The sequence below is a fragment of the Alcanivorax sp. genome, assembly GCF_002726155.1.
Lineage (GTDB): Bacteria > Pseudomonadota > Gammaproteobacteria > Pseudomonadales > Alcanivoracaceae > Alcanivorax.
Genome location: NZ_PBSH01000015.1, coordinates 1 through 15,967, shown reverse-complemented (window position 1 = coordinate 15,967; position 15,967 = coordinate 1). Strand labels below are relative to the sequence as shown.

General features: G+C 57.8%; 12 protein-coding genes. 4 read left to right on the top strand and 8 right to left on the bottom strand.

What is annotated here, in order from left to right; all coding sequences use genetic code 11:
• Positions 1-171 precede the first annotated feature (171 nt).
• From CL546_RS04495 to CL546_RS04480, 4 genes are all read right to left on the bottom strand, one after another.
• A complete protein-coding gene (locus tag CL546_RS04495) occupies positions 172-2,124 on the bottom strand; it encodes a monovalent cation:proton antiporter family protein (RefSeq protein WP_290493220.1) in 1,953 nt (650 codons plus the stop codon).
• A 93-nt stretch (positions 2,125-2,217) separates the two neighbouring features.
• Positions 2,218-3,012 (bottom strand): endo alpha-1,4 polygalactosaminidase, encoded by a 795-nt coding sequence (locus CL546_RS04490; RefSeq protein ID WP_290493219.1) that lies wholly within the window; start codon positions 3,010-3,012, stop codon positions 2,218-2,220.
• A 136-nt stretch (positions 3,013-3,148) separates the two neighbouring features.
• Positions 3,149-4,579, bottom strand: a complete 1,431-nt coding sequence (locus CL546_RS04485; protein ID WP_290493218.1) for an aldehyde dehydrogenase family protein — start codon at positions 4,577-4,579, stop codon at positions 3,149-3,151.
• A gap of 125 nt (positions 4,580-4,704) precedes the next feature.
• The gene (locus CL546_RS04480) at positions 4,705-6,345 is read right to left on the bottom strand and encodes an acetolactate synthase large subunit (protein ID WP_290493217.1); all 1,641 of its coding nucleotides are present in this window, start codon (positions 6,343-6,345) and stop codon (positions 4,705-4,707) included.
• A 357-nt stretch (positions 6,346-6,702) separates the two neighbouring features.
• Here CL546_RS04480 and CL546_RS04475 point away from each other — a divergent pair, with 357 nt between their 5' ends.
• A complete protein-coding gene (locus tag CL546_RS04475; protein ID WP_290493216.1) occupies positions 6,703-8,412 on the top strand; it encodes an amidohydrolase in 1,710 nt (569 codons plus the stop codon).
• Positions 8,413-8,488: 76 nt separating this feature from the next.
• Here CL546_RS04475 and CL546_RS04470 read toward each other — a convergent pair whose 3' ends face one another.
• Both CL546_RS04470 and CL546_RS04465 read right to left on the bottom strand, forming a co-directional pair.
• A complete protein-coding gene (locus CL546_RS04470; RefSeq protein WP_007149518.1) occupies positions 8,489-8,701 on the bottom strand; it encodes a hypothetical protein in 213 nt (70 codons plus the stop codon).
• A 187-nt stretch (positions 8,702-8,888) separates the two neighbouring features.
• A complete protein-coding gene (locus CL546_RS04465) occupies positions 8,889-10,064 on the bottom strand; it encodes an AraC family transcriptional regulator (RefSeq protein WP_290493215.1) in 1,176 nt (391 codons plus the stop codon).
• Here CL546_RS04465 and CL546_RS04460 point away from each other — a divergent pair.
• Both CL546_RS04460 and CL546_RS04455 read left to right on the top strand, forming a co-directional pair.
• Complete coding sequence (locus CL546_RS04460) at positions 10,048-10,368, top strand: 2Fe-2S iron-sulfur cluster-binding protein (protein ID WP_007151144.1); 321 nt, start codon at positions 10,048-10,050, stop codon at positions 10,366-10,368. The genes CL546_RS04465 and CL546_RS04460 overlap by 17 nt on opposite strands.
• Positions 10,369-10,404: 36 nt before the next feature.
• Positions 10,405-11,814 carry a cytochrome P450 gene (locus tag CL546_RS04455; protein ID WP_290493214.1) on the top strand — a complete coding sequence of 470 codons (1,410 nt, stop codon included), beginning with the start codon at positions 10,405-10,407 and terminating at the stop codon, positions 11,812-11,814.
• Between the two features lie 145 nt (positions 11,815-11,959).
• Here the strand turns inward: CL546_RS04455 and CL546_RS04450 are convergent, their stop codons facing one another.
• Both CL546_RS04450 and CL546_RS04445 read right to left on the bottom strand, forming a co-directional pair.
• A complete protein-coding gene (locus tag CL546_RS04450; protein WP_290493213.1) occupies positions 11,960-13,138 on the bottom strand; it encodes a hypothetical protein in 1,179 nt (392 codons plus the stop codon).
• Complete coding sequence (locus CL546_RS04445) at positions 13,135-13,968, bottom strand: DUF6502 family protein (protein ID WP_290493212.1); 834 nt, start codon at positions 13,966-13,968, stop codon at positions 13,135-13,137. The genes CL546_RS04450 and CL546_RS04445 overlap by 4 nt, the downstream gene beginning before the upstream one ends.
• 474 nt (positions 13,969-14,442) lie before the next feature.
• Here CL546_RS04445 and CL546_RS04440 point away from each other — a divergent pair, with 474 nt between their 5' ends.
• The gene (locus CL546_RS04440) at positions 14,443-15,873 is read left to right on the top strand and encodes a hypothetical protein (RefSeq protein ID WP_290493211.1); all 1,431 of its coding nucleotides are present in this window, start codon (positions 14,443-14,445) and stop codon (positions 15,871-15,873) included.
• Positions 15,874-15,967 lie beyond the last annotated feature (94 nt).

The window sequence follows — 15,967 nt, the reverse complement described above, 5'->3', positions numbered from 1 at the left end:
AAAAAGCCGACACTGGCTCGCGCCAGGATGACAGGCGGCTTCGCCATTATCCTTGTCTATCGGTTTGGTTGTATAGATCGAATACATGTTCGTTAGCGTGTTATATCGTAGACAAGGGCGCAAGCACATTGACCGGTTAAAGGATGCCGTTAGTCTTTTGGACACTTGCGGTTAGCCTCCCAGCAAGCGCACTTCAGCGGCTTCCACGGCCTCCAGCGGGCCGTAGAGAATCACGGTATCTCCCTGTTCCAGTATCAGGTCTTCGTCCGGGCTTTCGCGGGTTTGCTCGGCGCGCTTTACGGCGCGAATTTCCACGTCACGCAGGGCGCATTCACGGATACTCCGGCCGATGCTGCGGGCTTTTTCGCTGAGGGTCACGGCGTGCAGCAGCCGGTACGGGTTGCCAGCGCTGTCGGTGGTGGGAAAGGAGTCGCCGTGGTAGTAGCCCTGCAGCATGCGATAGCGATCGCGGCGGGTCTTGCGCAGCATGGCCAGTACCCGTTCAAAGGGGACGTCCAGCATCATCAGGGCATGGGCCACCAGCATCAGGGAGGCTTCCAGCACCTCGGGTACGACCTCGGCGGCACCGGCTGCCGTGAGCGCATCCAGGTGGGTGTCGTCTCGGGTGCGTACCAGCACCCGGACGTCGCTGTTGAGATCCCGACAGGTGTGGATGATCCGTTCTGCCAGGCGCGCGTCGTCGAATGTCACCACCAGCAAGCGGGCGCGGTGAATGCCCGCCCGTTCGAGAATATCCTTGCGGCTGGCATCGCCAAACAGGATGTGTTCGCCGGCGGCACTGGCTTCCTGCAGGCGGACCAGGTCCATATCCACCGCCACCGCATGGTGATGGAAACGGTTCAGGTAGCGCATCAGGTTCTGGCCCACCCGGCCATAGCCGCACAGGATGACATGGCCGGTGATGTCATCGGATACCGGGCTGTCCTTGGGGACTTCCATCCAGGGGCCCAGCAGGCGACGGCTGAGTTTGCCGCTGTGTTGCAGCAGGGCGGGGGTCACCGCCATGGTAAGGACGGTGATGGACACCAGCAGGCCGGCTTTGCCCGGCGACATGACCTGGTGAGACACCGCCAGGGCGACCAGCACAAACCCGAACTCGCCACACTGTGAGAGGATAAGGCCACTGCGCGTGGCGGTGTCGGCAGGCTCCCCCAACAGGCGTAACAGGACAAAGATCAGCACCGCCTTGAACAGCATCAGCGAGACGGCAGCGAGGATGATCCAGTGCCACTGTTCGGCAAACAGGTTTGGGTCTACCAGCATGCCGACACTGATAAAGAACAGGCCGAGTAGCAGGTCGCGGAAGGGGCGCAGGTCCGCTTCGATTTGATGGCGGAAGTGGCTTTCGCCCAGCATCATGCCTGCCAGAAAGGCCCCCAGCGCCATGGAGAGCCCCAGCCAGTGCGTGACCCAGGCGGCGACCAGCGCCAGCAACAGGGCGGTCATCACAAACACTTCGTCGGAGCGGGCGCGGCCGGTTTCTTCCAGCAGCCGTGGCAGTATCCATTTCCCCACCACGTAAATGCCGGCGAACAGCAACAGGGATTTTCCCAGGGTGATGCCGGCCATGGTCCACAGGGCGTCGTCATTGCTGTTACTGATTACCGGCAACATCACCAGCATGATCACCGCCGCCAGATCCTGAAACAGCAAGATGCCGGTGGAGGCCCGCCCGTAACCGGTATTGACTGCGCCGCGCCCGATCAGATCACGAATGACGATGGCGGTGGAGGACAGCGCCAGCGCCCCGGCGGTGATGCCGGCGGTCATGGGTTGAAAGCCCAGCAAGCGCATGACTGCGAATACAGCCGCGCCGGTAAGAATGACCTGCAGCGGGCCGGCGCCGAACACAATGCGGCGCAAGGTCAGCAGACGGGGAATGGAAAACTCCAGCCCCAGGGTGAACAGCAAGAAAACGATGCCGAATTCCGCCAGATGCTGGATCCCTTCCACGTCGCTGATCCAGCCGAATCCGAAGGGGCCGGCGGCGAGACCGGAAAGCAGGTAGGCAAGAATCGGGGGCATGCCCAGACGACGAAACAGCACCACGGCGGCGACTGCGCTGCCGAGCAAAACCACAATAAGGGTCAGGGTGTCATGCATAACACTGCATTCCGAATGGTCGAAAGGGCAGTGTAGCAGCCCCCGATGTCGGGGGCAGTCTCGGTGTTTACCTGGCGAGTCCTGGAGAAAGCGTTAGTTGCAGCTAAAGCGGTAGCTGTCGTCCAGTGCCACCGGCAGTGTCAGCGAGCGAAAGCTCAGGCTGTTCATGTGCTGGCAGTGGATGTTGTGGCCTTGCGGGTCCGATCCGTACAGGTAATCAATGTGCAGCACGGGTTTGCCGGCTTCAATAAATGGGGTCAGCAGGTGGCATTCCTGCCACTGGTGGCAGGATTCATTCACCGCGAAGTCGGCGTATTCGACCAAGTCTTCAATCTGACCCAAATCGTTTTTCAGTGATACAGCCAGGCCGTGGTCGTGAGCGGTGTCGAACAGGAAGCGGTTGTAGTCCAGCTGGCTGTTATAGCTCAGCGGGAAACCGGTGCGGTTGCTGTAGCCATCCACATTGTCCGGGTCCACCCCGTCACAGCCTTTGCTGGCGGCCAGGGCAATGCGATCAGACATGATCGCGCGGACATTGATCGAGCGGGTATCGAGCCAGCGTTCCCCGGGCCAGTTACCCAGGCGCCGTCCCTTGTCGGCAGCGGTAAAGCGACCCTTGTCCTCGCGCCAGTTCTCGAAGGTGCCGGCGGAGAAATAACAGATTACCTTGCGGCCGCTGGCGTGTAAGTCGTCGATGACATTCTGGGGGGTGTCGAACAGGTCAAGAATATACAGGTCGGCGGCGTAGCCGGTATTCGGGGAGCCTTGTAGCTGGATTTGCCAGTTGACGGTAGGTTCGGGCTGATACCACGGCTCTTGTGGCGTGATGTCGGCACTGGGAAACAGTCCAGAAAGCAGGGCGGAGACCAAGGGGAGTGACGCAGCCATAGCAGTCGATCCTCATTATTTCTCTGCGATGGTAGGCGCTTTTTTACTACGAGGATGTGAGGATGTTCGGGTATTTTTGTAAGAAATAACGCCGGGATTGTAAGTCCCGGCTTACGAAGAAGTGTTGAGGCGTCTTTTACTGGGGGGTACGAATCACCAGCAGCCGTTCTTCGGTCATGTCGTTGATGGCCCAGCGGATGCCTTCGCGGCCCAGGCCGGAGTCCTTCACGCCGCCGTAGGGCATGTTATCTACCCGCCAGCTGGGTACATCGCCGATCACCACGCCGCCTACTTCCAGTTCGTCCCAGGCCTTGTGGGCCTTGTACAGGTCACGGGTGAAGATCCCGGCCTGCAAGCCAAACTTGGATTCGTTGACGGTGTTCAGGGCGTCGTCAAAATCACTGAAGCGACTGATCACGGCCACCGGGCCGAAGGCTTCTTCTTCCACGATGTTGGTGCCCTTGGGGGCATTTTCCAGCAGGGTGGCTTCGAGCATGGCGCCTTCGCGTTTGCCGCCCACCAGCAGGGTGGCCCCGGCGTCCACGGCTTCATTGACCCAGTTTTCCAGTCGGGTCGCTTCGCCTTCCGAGATCACCGGGCCGATAAAGGTGTCTTCGTCTTTCGGGTCACCCATTCTTAGGCCGGCAGTTTTTTCCACCAGGCGGGTTTTCAGTTCGTCGTAGATGGCATCGTGGATCAGGATGCGTTGTACGCCGATGCAACTTTGGCCGGACTGATAGAAAGCGCCGAAAGTGATGCGTTCCACGGCGTCGTCCAGGTCGGCATCTTCATCCACGATGACCGCCGCGTTGCCGCCCAGCTCCAGAATCACCGGTTTTTTGCCGGCACGGGCTTTCAGGTCCCAGCCCACGTCCGGGCTGCCGGTGAAGCTGAGCAGCTTGAAACGCTCATCAGTGGTGAACAGGTCGGCCCCTTCACGGTGGCAGGGCAGGATGGAAAACGCGCCCTTGGGCAGGTCGGTTTCTGCCAGCACTTCACCAATGATGATGGCGCCGATGGGGGTGCGACTGGCCGGTTTGAGTACAAACGGGCAGCCGGCGGCGATGGCGGGCGCCACTTTGTGGGCGGCCAGGTTCAATGGGAAATTGAACGGAGAAATAAACGAGCATGGGCCGATCGGTACACGCTTGACCATGCCACGGTAGCCTTTGGCACGGGCGGAAATTTCCAGGTTGGGCATTTCGCCGTCGATGCGCACGGCTTCTTCGGCGGCCACGCGGAAGGTGTCGATCAGGCGGCCCACTTCGCCACGGGCATCCTTGATCGGTTTGCCCGCTTCAATGCACAGGGCCAGTGCCAGTTCTTCGTAACGCTCTTCAAAACGTTTCACGCAGTGGTACAAAATTGCCTGGCGCTCGTAGGGGGCCAGCTGAGCCATGGGTTTGGCGGCCTTGTCGGCGGCGTCGATGGCTTTATCAATGGTGGCGGCATCGGCCATGGCCACGCGGGTGGCCACTTCACCGCTGTATTTGTCGGTGACATCCAGATCCTGGTTGGCGAAAACGGCTTCGTTGGCCAGGTAGTAAGGGTAGGCGTCTTTTAGCATCTTGGTTCCTTAATGGCGTTTAGTGGGCCATGAGGCTGGGAGTGATCAATCGCCAGCTTGCACGCTCCACGCAACACGCTGGCATGCAACAAAGCATGGTGCGTGTCGCGTGCGGCGTGCCAGCGTCATAGTTTGCTACTGAGTTCGCGGATTTCCCGGTTGAGGATGCGGCTGTTGTCGCGGTAATCCACCATGCAGTCGATCACGTGCACGCCGCCTTGCTGGTAGCACTCTTCAATCAGCGGCCCCAGGCCGGCGGTGGATTCCACGCGGTGGCCGTGGGCGCCGTAGGCGCGGGCGTAATCCACGAAGTCCGGGTTTTGGAAGTCCAGGCCGAAATCCTGGAAGTCCATGTCGTTTTGTTTCCACTTGATCATGCCGTAGCCGTCGTCGCGCAAAATCAGCACCACGATATCCAGCTTCAGGCGCACCGCGGTTTCCAGCTCCTGGCTGTTCATCATGAAGCCGCCGTCACCGACGATGGCCATGACGCGGCGGTCCGGGTGCACCATCTTGGCTGCCATGCCGGAAGGCAGGCCGGCACCCATGGTGGCCAGGGCGTTATCCAGCAGTACGGTATTGGGCTTGGTGGCCGGGTAGTTGCGGGCAAACCAGATTTTGTACATGCCGTTATCCAGCGTCAGGATGCCGTCTTCCGGCATGACCTTGCGGATTTCATCCACCAGGCGCTGCGGGCGAATCGGGAAGCTGTCGTCCTGAATGCCTTCATTGATGTGCTTTTGCAGCGCATCGCGGATGCGGTGGAAGTCCGAGAAGCTCCAGTGTTCCTGGGGATCCAGACGTTCCTTGAGCTGCCACAGGCTGTTGGCAATGTCGCCGACCACTTCGATCTGTGGAAAGTAGACCGGGTCCACCTGGGCGGAGTTGAAGTTGATGTGAACCACTTCGGCCCCGCCGGGGCGCATGAAGAAGGGCGGTTTTTCCACCACGTCATGGCCCACGTTGATGATCAGGTCGGCCTGGTCGATGGCGCGGTGCACAAAATCGCCGTCGGACAGGGCGGTGTTGCCCAGGAAGTGGGCGCCGGTTTCGTCGACGACCCCTTTACCCATTTGTGTGGTGATCACCGGGATGCCCAGTTTTTCCACAAACTGGCGCAGCATTTTGCTGGTCAGCTTGCGGTTGGCACCGGCACCGGCCAGCAACAGGGGCTTGCGTGCGCCCTTGATGGCTTCGATGGCCTTGCAGATAGCCTTGTCTTCGGCAATCGGTCGACGGGTCGCGCTGGGCTCGGTGACCGGCATGGTGGAATGTTCGCGGGCGATATCTTCCGGCAGTTCCAGGTGGGTGGCACCGGGACGCTCTTCCTGGGCCAGACGGAAGGACTCGCGAATACGGGTGGGAATGCTGTCACCGCTGACCACTTGCTTGGTGAACTTGGTGAGCGGGCGCATCATGTCGACCACGTCGATGATCTGGAACTGGCCCTGTTTGCTGGTCTTGATCGGCTTCTGGCCGGTGATCATTACCATGGGCATGGCGCCGAGCTGGGCATAAGCAGCAGCGGTCACCAGGTTGGTGGCACCGGGGCCCAGGGTGGACATGCAAACACCGGCTTTGCCGGTCAGGCGGCCATAGGTGGATGCCATAAAGCCGGCGGCCTGTTCGTGACGGGTGATGACCAGCTTGATGTTGGAGCCGCGCAGCGACTCAAGCAGGTCCAGGTTTTCTTCACCGGGAATGGCAAAAACGTGTTCTACCCCTTCCGCTTCCAGGGCGCGAACGAACAAATCCGATGCTTTCATGACTCTTTGTCTCCAGTTGATCCCGTTGCCGGCTTGTGGCCGTGCGGGTTCCACGATGCGTGGTTAAAAATAATCATCGCGGTTAATGCAAGGATGGTGCCGCTTTTTCCTTGTTCTGGTGCACAAAAGGCGCACTCAAAAGGTGCGACACCTCCATGTCGGGCTTCACTATAGCGCGCTCGGGGGGCAGGCCGGTATGGGGTTAACGAATCTGTTTCATTTAAAAATGTGATGATAAACCGCCGTGGGGATGGAAAGCCGGGGACAATCCCTCTTGTTCTCCCCGGAGCGGAAGGGCAGAGTCTGCGCAATAACAAACAATGGCGAAAATGCCGGGCCAGCAGTGAGAGAGATGCTATGAAGAAAACCGGATTGTGGGTATTGGTGATCATCGTTGCCCTGATCGTGCTGGCCGTGGCAGGCGTGCATCGCTGGTTTAACCCGCCGGCGCCAGCGGCCCAGCTCTTTTTTAATGGCACGGTACTGACCATGGATCCGCAACAGCCGGTGGTGGATGCCATGCTGGTGAAGCGGGGCGAGATTGTGGCGCTGGGCGAGGTAGAGGTGTTGCGCCAGCAGGCCAGTCGGGACGTTTCCGTGATCGACCTGGATGGCGGCACGGTAATGCCGGGGTTTATTGAAGCCCATGGGCATTTCCCCGGTGAAGGATTGTCTGCGGTGGCGGTGGATGCCAACAGTCCGCCGATTGGCGACTTGTACAGCATCGACACCCTGCTGGAGCGGTTACGTCTGCTGGCCCAGCGCCGCCCGGATGGCATGCTGCTCGCTTATGGCTTTGATGACACCACCATCGGAGAGCAGCGCTACCCGACCCGGGCAGAACTGGATTCGGTGAGCAAGACGCGGCCGATCATGGTGATGCATATTTCCGGGCATCTGGGCGTGGTTAATTCCGCTGCGCTGAGCAGCATGGAGATAAAGGAAGACGTTGAGGACCCGCCGGGCGGGTTCTATGGCCGCGATGAAACCGGGCGGCTCAATGGTTTGCTGGCGGAAACCGCGTTTAACCCGGTGCGCAGCCAGGCGTTGGAACTGGCGCCGATGGACGGTTTGCGGGTGTTGTCCCGGGCGTCGCATATCTATCTGTCGCGGGGCATTACCTTTGCCCAGAACGGTCTGGCAGACCCGGCGACGGTTCGGGCGTTGAAACCCGCGCTGCAGTTCGGCCTGATTCCGCTGCGCCTGAGTGTCTGGCCCAACATGGAAGCCGAGCAGCAGCGCCTGGCGGGGGATCTGACCCTTGTGCAAGGCGACCGCGTTCATCTGGGCCCGGTCAAGCTGGTCAGTGATGGCTCCCTGCAGGGCTATACCGGGTTCCTGAGCGAGCCGTATTACATCTTGCCGGCGGATTACCCGCCGGACTATCTGGGGTTCCCGACATTGTCCCAGGAGGCGCTCAGTGGCCAGGTAAAGCAGTTTCATTGCCGGGGACGCCAAGTGGCGGTGCATGCCAACGGCGATGCGGCCATTGATCTGAGTTTGAATGCGATAGCCGGCGCGCGGGCAGCATGCCCGCAGGTGCAGGTGCAGCCGGTCTTGATTCATGCGCAGATGGCGACCCCGGCACAATTGCAGCGGATGGTGGCGCTGGATGTGATCCCATCGTTCTTCAATACCCATGTGTATTACTGGGGCGATCGCCACCGGGATGTTTTTCTCGGGCCGGAACGGGCTCGCCGGATCAGCCCGCTGGCGGAGGCGGAGCAGGTCGGGTTGCGTTTTACCCTGCATGCGGATTCGCCGGTAGTGCCTTTTGAGCCGCTACAGCTGGTGTGGAATGCGGTGGAACGCAAGACGGCCTCCGGGGCCTTGCTGGGCCCGGATCAGGCCGTGGGCGTGGAGCGGGCGCTGCAGGCGGTGACCGTGGATGCGGCCAGGCAGCTTGGGGTGGCCGATCAGGTGGGGCAATTGCGTACGGGGATGCGGGCGGACCTGGTCTGGCTGGATCGGGACCCGCGGGAAGCGATTGGCGACTGGGCATCGATCCAGGTGTTGGGCACCTGGGTTGGCGGGGTTCGCCGCTACCCGGATGGGCAAGCGGACTAACGAGGGCAAGCGATGTGGCCCTCTGTGCGCAGAGCCCTTGCTCAGGTGCTCTGCGAAAGCGGTCTGCGCAGCGCTGCTAGTGCCAGGTCCCTTCCAGGTTCTCGCACTGATCAAGGAATTCCTCGGCGCTCATTTCCACCGTATTCGGATCCAGATGTGACGCCACTTGCTCTTTCAGCTGCCCGACCACCTTGGACATGACCGTCAGGGTTTCTTCCACCTGCTCGATAGTTTCCAACAGGTCTTCGGCTTCTTGCTGGTAATCATCTCTGTCGTCGTAATCGCTCATGCGAAGCCTCCTGCAGTTGGGATGAGCCCTGATACAGGCTCGTTCCCATGTTGCCAATGATGATGGCGTAAAACAAACGGCAATTCCCCGAAATTGATGAAAGTTTGAGCGTTGATGATGAAAGGTCACAGGCCTTTCGCAAGCGGCATCCGGTGATGTTGTACGCGCCAGCGGCTGGGGGGCAGCATCAGAGAGATTGCCTGAATGTTTCTGGTGTAACGGAAAACCACCGCTTGAACGCGCGCCGGAAGTTGGAGCTGTCGTGGTAGTTCAAAAGCGCGGCGATGGCGTCGACGGTAAGCTTGCTGTCGCGCAGATAGTTCGCCGCCTGTTGGGACAGAATGTCCTTCTGGATTTGGCGAAATCCGGTATTTTCGTTTTTCAGTTTACGCGCCAGGGTGCGCTTGCTCATGAATAGTGCTGCAGCGGCTTCTTCTTCAGCCAGTGTGCCTGGAGGAAAAGAGAGCATCATTTTTTCTACCCGATAGCGAAAACTTTGCGTATTGGTGCGCAGTTCGGACAGCATGGTTTCGCACTGCTGAAGCGCTAGCTGATAGTTCTCATGGTTGGCGGCAATGTTGGGGTAGAAGCACAGGGCTTTAGGGATTTTTGCGATAAAGTTTTCTGCTGAGAATTCATAAGGGCCGGGTAGATACTCGTTGTAGCAGGCTGCATAGGGCGGAGCCGGGTAATCTATCAAGGTCTCCACTTCATGGGCCGGTCGGCCCAGAATCGATTCGGCTGTCTCGAAAAACATCATGATAAAGGCTTCGGTCAAACAGCGGCGCATTGGGTCCGTTAACGTCATATCGAAGTGCCCGTAACACTCAAGCCAATCCCCACGATCAAAAAGCTCAATACGCACAAAGTTCATCCGTGTGGGGGCGAAAAGGTGAATGGCTTGCAGAGCCTCAAACAGGTTTGCACTGCTGAGAGCCATAAAGCCCACGGCACCGTGGGTAGCAGGCGTGAGCCGTCGGCCCAGACGAAAACCAAAGGCAGGGTCATCACTTATCGAGAGCGCATTGTTGAGTAACTGAATCTGCTGCTGCCCGGTGAGCAGGCTGTCTTCGTCAAGCAGCTGTTCAACCCTGAGCCCTGTGTTGGGTAACAGCCGGCCGAGATCGGGGGCCTGCAGGCCGAGTTCGCGGGCAATCAAGCGAGCATAATGCGACGGATTGGACGCCTGGCTGTCGGTTGGGCTAGGGGGTGTTGTCATGGGAGGCTCTGTGCGGTGGCAAGTTTGATTGTCTTTAAATGACCTCCTGTTGTCAAAAAATGACCTGCTGATGCGCGATGGCTTGGCGCACTGTTGGAATAACACAACAACAAAGTGAGGCAGAGCGATGGCCAGTGTGACCATTATTGAGTTTGGTGGAACAGAGCATGAGGTCGAGATCGAGGCGGGTAAGTCCCTGATGCAGATCGCCGTGGATAACAGCATTCCCGGCATTGATGCGGACTGTGGTGGGGCCTGTGCCTGTGGCACCTGCCATGTGATTGTCTCCAGCGAGTGGTTTGCCAAAACCGGCAGCACCAGTGATGAGGAAGATATGATGCTGGGGATGACCCCCGAGCGTGCTGATACCTCGCGCCTGGCCTGCCAGATTGAAGCCAGCGAGGCGCTGGACGGCCTGGTGGTTCAGTTACCTGAATTCCAGATGTAACACCTTTGCTGTTCCGTCACTCACAGGGAGAGAATCATGTCACTGAAATCCACCGCGATGAATATCACTGCCCCGGTGATACCCGCTCATTGGCAGATCCGTGCCGTACACCGTTTTTTGAAGATCAAGAACACCCTGTTCAAAGGGCCCTATGTGCCCACTTTTATTGAGAGCCCACTCCCGGAAGTGGATACGCTGGCCATTGAAGATATCGACGTCAGTAGCCCGTTTCTGTTTCGGCAAAAAAAATGGCAGTCCTACTTCAAGCGTTTGCGCGATGAGTGCCCGGTGCATTACCAGAAAAACAGTCCCTTTGGTCCGTTCTGGTCGATTACCCGTTATGACGACATCGTCTTCGTGGACAAGCACCATGACCTGTTTTCTGCCGAGCCGATCATTACCTTGGGGCGTACCCCTGAAGGCCTGGAAATTGAAACCTTCATCGCCATGGACCCGCCCAAGCACGATGAGCAGCGTAAAGCGGTACAGAATGTGGTGGCCCCGAAAAACCTGAAAGAGATGGAAGGGCTGATCCGCCAGCGTACCCGGGAAGTGCTGGATGAGTTACCGATTGGTCAGCCGTTTGACTGGGTAAAAACGGTGTCTATTGAACTGACAGCACGGATGCTGGCGACGCTGCTGGATTTCCCCTACGAACTGCGGCACAAGCTGGTGTACTGGTCCGATGTGTCCACCGCCAGCCCGGAAACCACCGGGGGGCGGGTTGATTCAGATGAAATTTTTGCTGCCGCCGCGGATGCCGGCAAACATTTCGTCAAGCTCTGGCACGACAAAGCCGCGCAGAAAGCGGCGGGGCAGGAAGCCGGGTTTGATTTGATTAGCCTGATGCAGGCGAACGAAGAAACCAAAGACATGGTCAAGCGGCCCATGGAATTCATGGGCAACCTGACCCTGTTAATCGTTGGTGGCAACGATACCACCCGCAACTCCATGACCGGCGGTGTGTTGGCGCTGAACCAATTTCCCGACGAATTTACCAAGCTGAAGGAAAACCCGGCCCTGATTCCCAACATGGTTTCCGAAATCATCCGCTGGCAAACGCCGCTGGCCTACATGCGCCGCATTGCCAAACAGGATGTGGAGCTAAACGGGCAGACTATTCGCAAGGGCGACAAGGTGGTGATGTGGTATGCCTCGGGTAATCGCGATGAGCGCAAGATCGATAACCCGGATGTGTTCATGATTGATCGCAAAGGTGCCCGGAATCATCTCTCCTTTGGGTTCGGTGTCCACCGTTGCATGGGGAATCGATTGGCAGAGTTGCAACTGCGTATCCTGTGGGAAGAGCTGCTGCAGCGCTTTGACAACATTGAGGTGCTCAACGAGCCGGAGTGTGTTCAGTCAAACTTTGTTCGCGGTTACAGCAAAATGATGGTGAAGCTGACGGCAAGAAAGAATGATAAACCTGACAAGGTGTCACCGTGACGGTAGTGCAGGTTGCTCAGCCACTATGCTGAAACGGGAGCGGTTCAGGTTTTGGTAACGCGTTTTCTCCGCAAAGTCGCCCTTCATCGATGTGGGTAGCGATGAAGGGCGACTTTGTCCCTTGAGGTTTGGGATATGACGGCTTTCAGGGGACCTCGAAATCCGTTTCTGCCCACAGGCTCAGCTGGCCACTGTCATGCTGTTTGCGGACCCGGAAATACCAGGTGCCGCTGCCCAATGAGGCGTGCGATTGGGAAAAGAAGTTGCGTCGCCAGCCGGTGCGCGAAACCGCCGGGGAGGAAAAGTCGGCAGCGTCATCAATCTGCAGTTCATAGGTATAACCCTGGGCGTTGGCGATTTCCACCTTGTGCCTCGGGTCTGCGCAATCGACGCTCATGTCAAAGCAAAACTGCTGTGCCCCTGCGGTGCTGTCTACCGATGTAGTCAGGTTGGACGGCGGAACCAGCCCCGGGGTGACGGTTTCAATGACATCGCCGATTGGCGCGATGGTTTCACCGATCAGAACCGCTTCCAGATTCTGCTGAATGGCGGCCGCATCCAGCCTGCCATTGGCCTCCTGCAACGACAGCAGGGTTACATCATCAAGGGGATCATTGTTGATGATGTCGGCTCGCAATGTATTGAGCAGGGTGGTCATCGAGTATTGCGGTTCTTCGATGCGCCGTTCATTGACTGCCTCACTGAACAAGGAGGAAATATAGAGCGCGTAGGCATTGTCTTCAGGGGTGGTGCCCTGACGGTTGCTGATGTTCATGTTGCTGAAGGGCTGGCTGGTGGGGATGTGGCCGGTGACAGCGGCAAGCAGGGTTTTGACCCGGCTTTCTGCCTTGAGCGTCGCTTGTTCGTAGCTATTGCCCTGGTTAATCCATTCCAGCGCATCGTCATGGCTCAGCAGCGTAAGCGCGTTCACAAAGACACGAGCGGGTTGCTCGGGGTCTTTGTTGACCAGGGCTTTGAGGGTAACGCTTTCATCAGAGTAGGTTGCCTCTGTTTCATCGTAATAGCGCCCGGAGGTTGCGACAGAAAGCAGACCAGGCTCTACCTCAAGAAGAAAATCGCCCAGGTTTGCCTGGACTTGTGATGAAGCGATGAGCGAGCTGTTATCGCCTTCAATCTTGAGGACATTCACCTCACTATCCTGAATAAAGGGCCCTTTATAGGCAGAGCCTGCCAGTGACGACTTGCTGCCTCCGTTACCGGTGCCGGAAATCCCTCCATCGTTGCTTGCAAGAAAGGAATCCCCGCCGCAGGACAGCAGCAGAGCAACCAGAAGAAAGAAGAGGTATTTCGTGAGGTTTTTCATTGCTCTGTGCCTGAGTCCATGGATTCTTCAAAGTAGTAGATGCCAACGCCAGCCCGGTATTGCTCAGGTCCGGTGTCTCCCTGATGATCGATTTCCCGGTCCAGCCACCGATCCAGTTTCTGTAACAGTTCCAAACTGTCAGCTTCAATCAGGACTTTCAGCTTGGCGATCACTTCCGGATCGACGCGGTTATACGCGACGCTGAGCTGCAGGCGGGACAGCTTGCCCTGCTGCTCAATGTTGTAAGCGCTGGTATTGAGCAGGTCATGGGCGGCCTGGCCCATGAGGAAAAGCTGTTCTTCACTGTCTTCGTGGGGAATATAGCTGGTGTCTTTCAGGGTAATAGTGTCCTCTTCCTGAACCTCCACCAGCCCGGATTGCTCCAGTTCTCCCAATACGGTGACCACGGAGACATCCCCGCAGTACTGTTGCACCAGGCTTTCCAGGCTGGCGCCTTCCCCATAAAGCGCAAGGGCTTTGGGCTGGCCGCCTTCATCACAATACGTCGCTTCTTTCTGCCAGGCATTAATCGCCCTGACGGCCCGGTTGGTGCGCTTGGTCTGTTGCTGCAGCAGCGCCTCCATATCCTGGTTGAGCTTGCGTAAGCGGGCGGCTTCCTTTCGGTCAAGGCCGGTAAGCAGTGCAATCCGGGAGGTGCTTTGCTTTTTTCCTTCAATGGTGAAGTTCTCTGCCTCTTCGACATAAATGGCCTTGAGCCAGAGATAGAAATCATTAACCGAGATCCCGCGCTTGATGGCCATCCGCACAAGCGGGCGCATCAGCTTGCGAACCGCTTTGTGAAACCCTGTGTTGGATGAGGTGGGGGACATTGGATGCTAGCCCAGTGCTGAAGATGAATTTCTGCGGCTCATTGTTTCCCGTGCGCGCTGCCTTGCTATCTGGGCGTTGGTATATCGCGCCAGCAACGACACTGCCGGTGCTCACGGATCTTGTGGCGAGGCAGTATATCTCATAATCCTGTCTTCCTTCGCCACCTGCTCCCGGTTCGGGCCTTGATTCGTCGAACACTTCCCAACCTACAGCAATCTCGTTATGCGCATGATGATGAATTGTAAAATATGGGATTTTTGGCACATATTTTACTGGGGCTATCTCAACGGTAATGCGGCCAAGAATGCAGTGCAATCGCCTGTAATTACATGGTTTTTTGATCAAAAAAGATTATTTATTAGCCCGTTATGACTGATTTTCAACCGATCAAAAGGGTGTGCAGGGCCAGATCCATTCTGATAGATTCCTGATATATGGGAAAATTAACCCAAAAAATGAAAGAGGGATCGATTATGAAAGCGTGGTATATGTTCGGTGCGGTATTGTTTTTGACGGCTTGCGGCGGTGGCAGCAGTAGCAGTAGTGGTGGCGGGGGGGGCGGCAGTACACCTGCATCGCTTTACGGTGTCGGCGGCACCGTAACGGGCGCGGTCAACCCGGGGCTGACTCTGGAAAACAATGGCGGCGACAGCCTGCCAGTGGCGGGCACGAGTTTTGAGTTCGGCACCCAACTGGCTGACGGTGATGGCTATGCGGTCAGTGTTGCCGCCCACCCCAATCAACAACTCTGCTCACTGGCCAATGCCAGCGGCAGTGTAGCGGGCGCCGATATCGATAACGTCGAGGTGCTGTGCCGCTACTGGCGTACGGCGGCACTGATCGAAACCAATAACGGGGATGCGTTTCAGCCGAAAATCGCCTTCGATGGCGCTGGCAATGCCATCGCTGTGTGGCGCCAGCAGACGAACTCCGACCTTAACATTTACGCTAATCGCTACTCGGCCAGCACGGGAAGCTGGGGCACGGCAGAGCTGATCGAAAGTAGTGCAGGGGCTGCGGTTGGGCAGCAAATCGCTGTTGATAACGCTGGCAATGCCATCGCTGTTTGGAGCCAGTACGATGGCGCAAACTATAATATTTACGCCAATCGCTACACGGCCAGCACGGGTAACTGGGGTACGGAAGAGCTGATTGAAAGCAATAGTGTGGCGAACACTCTTTCCCCGCAAATTGCCATTGATAGTAACGGCAATGCCATCGCAGTGTGGCAACAATCCGATGGTATAGACGAAAGCATCTACGCCAACCGCTACACAGCCAGCACGGATAGCTGGGGTACAGCAGAGCTAATCGAAAGCGGTAATAACGGGCAGGCCGTTGAGTCACAAATCGCCTTTGATAGCGCTGGCAATGCCATCGCTGTATGGAGCCAGAGCGATGGTGGGCTCAGCAATATCTATAGCAACCGCTACACAGCTGGCGCGGGTTGGGGCACGGCAGAACTGATTGCAACCGGCGATGCCGACAATGCGACTCGCCCGCAAATTGCCATTGGTAGTAACGGCAATGCCATTGTGGTGTGGAGCGAACTCTCCGCTTTGGGTGCAAAGGTGAGCATCTACGCAAGCCGCTACACGGCGAGCACGGATAGCTGGGGTACGGAGGAGCTGATCGAAAACAGCGATGACGGGCATGCGTCTGACCCACAAATCGCCATTGATGACGACGGCAACGGGGTGGCCGTGTGGTGGCAGCCCGATAGTGCAAACCTGCGACACATTTACTCCAATCGGTATACGCCTGGTGCGGGTTGGGGCTCCGAGGAGCTGATAGAAAGCAGCGATGACGGGCATGCGAACTACCCACAAATTGCCATCGATGGTGAGGGTAATGTGATTGCTGTCTGGCGGCAGGACGATAACATCAACGACGGTCTGCTGTAGTGGTCAAGTGTTTTAGGCCACCGTCTTTTGAGCTTTCCAGTAGGCCTGTTCTGCCACATTCGGCGGCAATCCGCCGTTGTGTTTATGAGGCCGC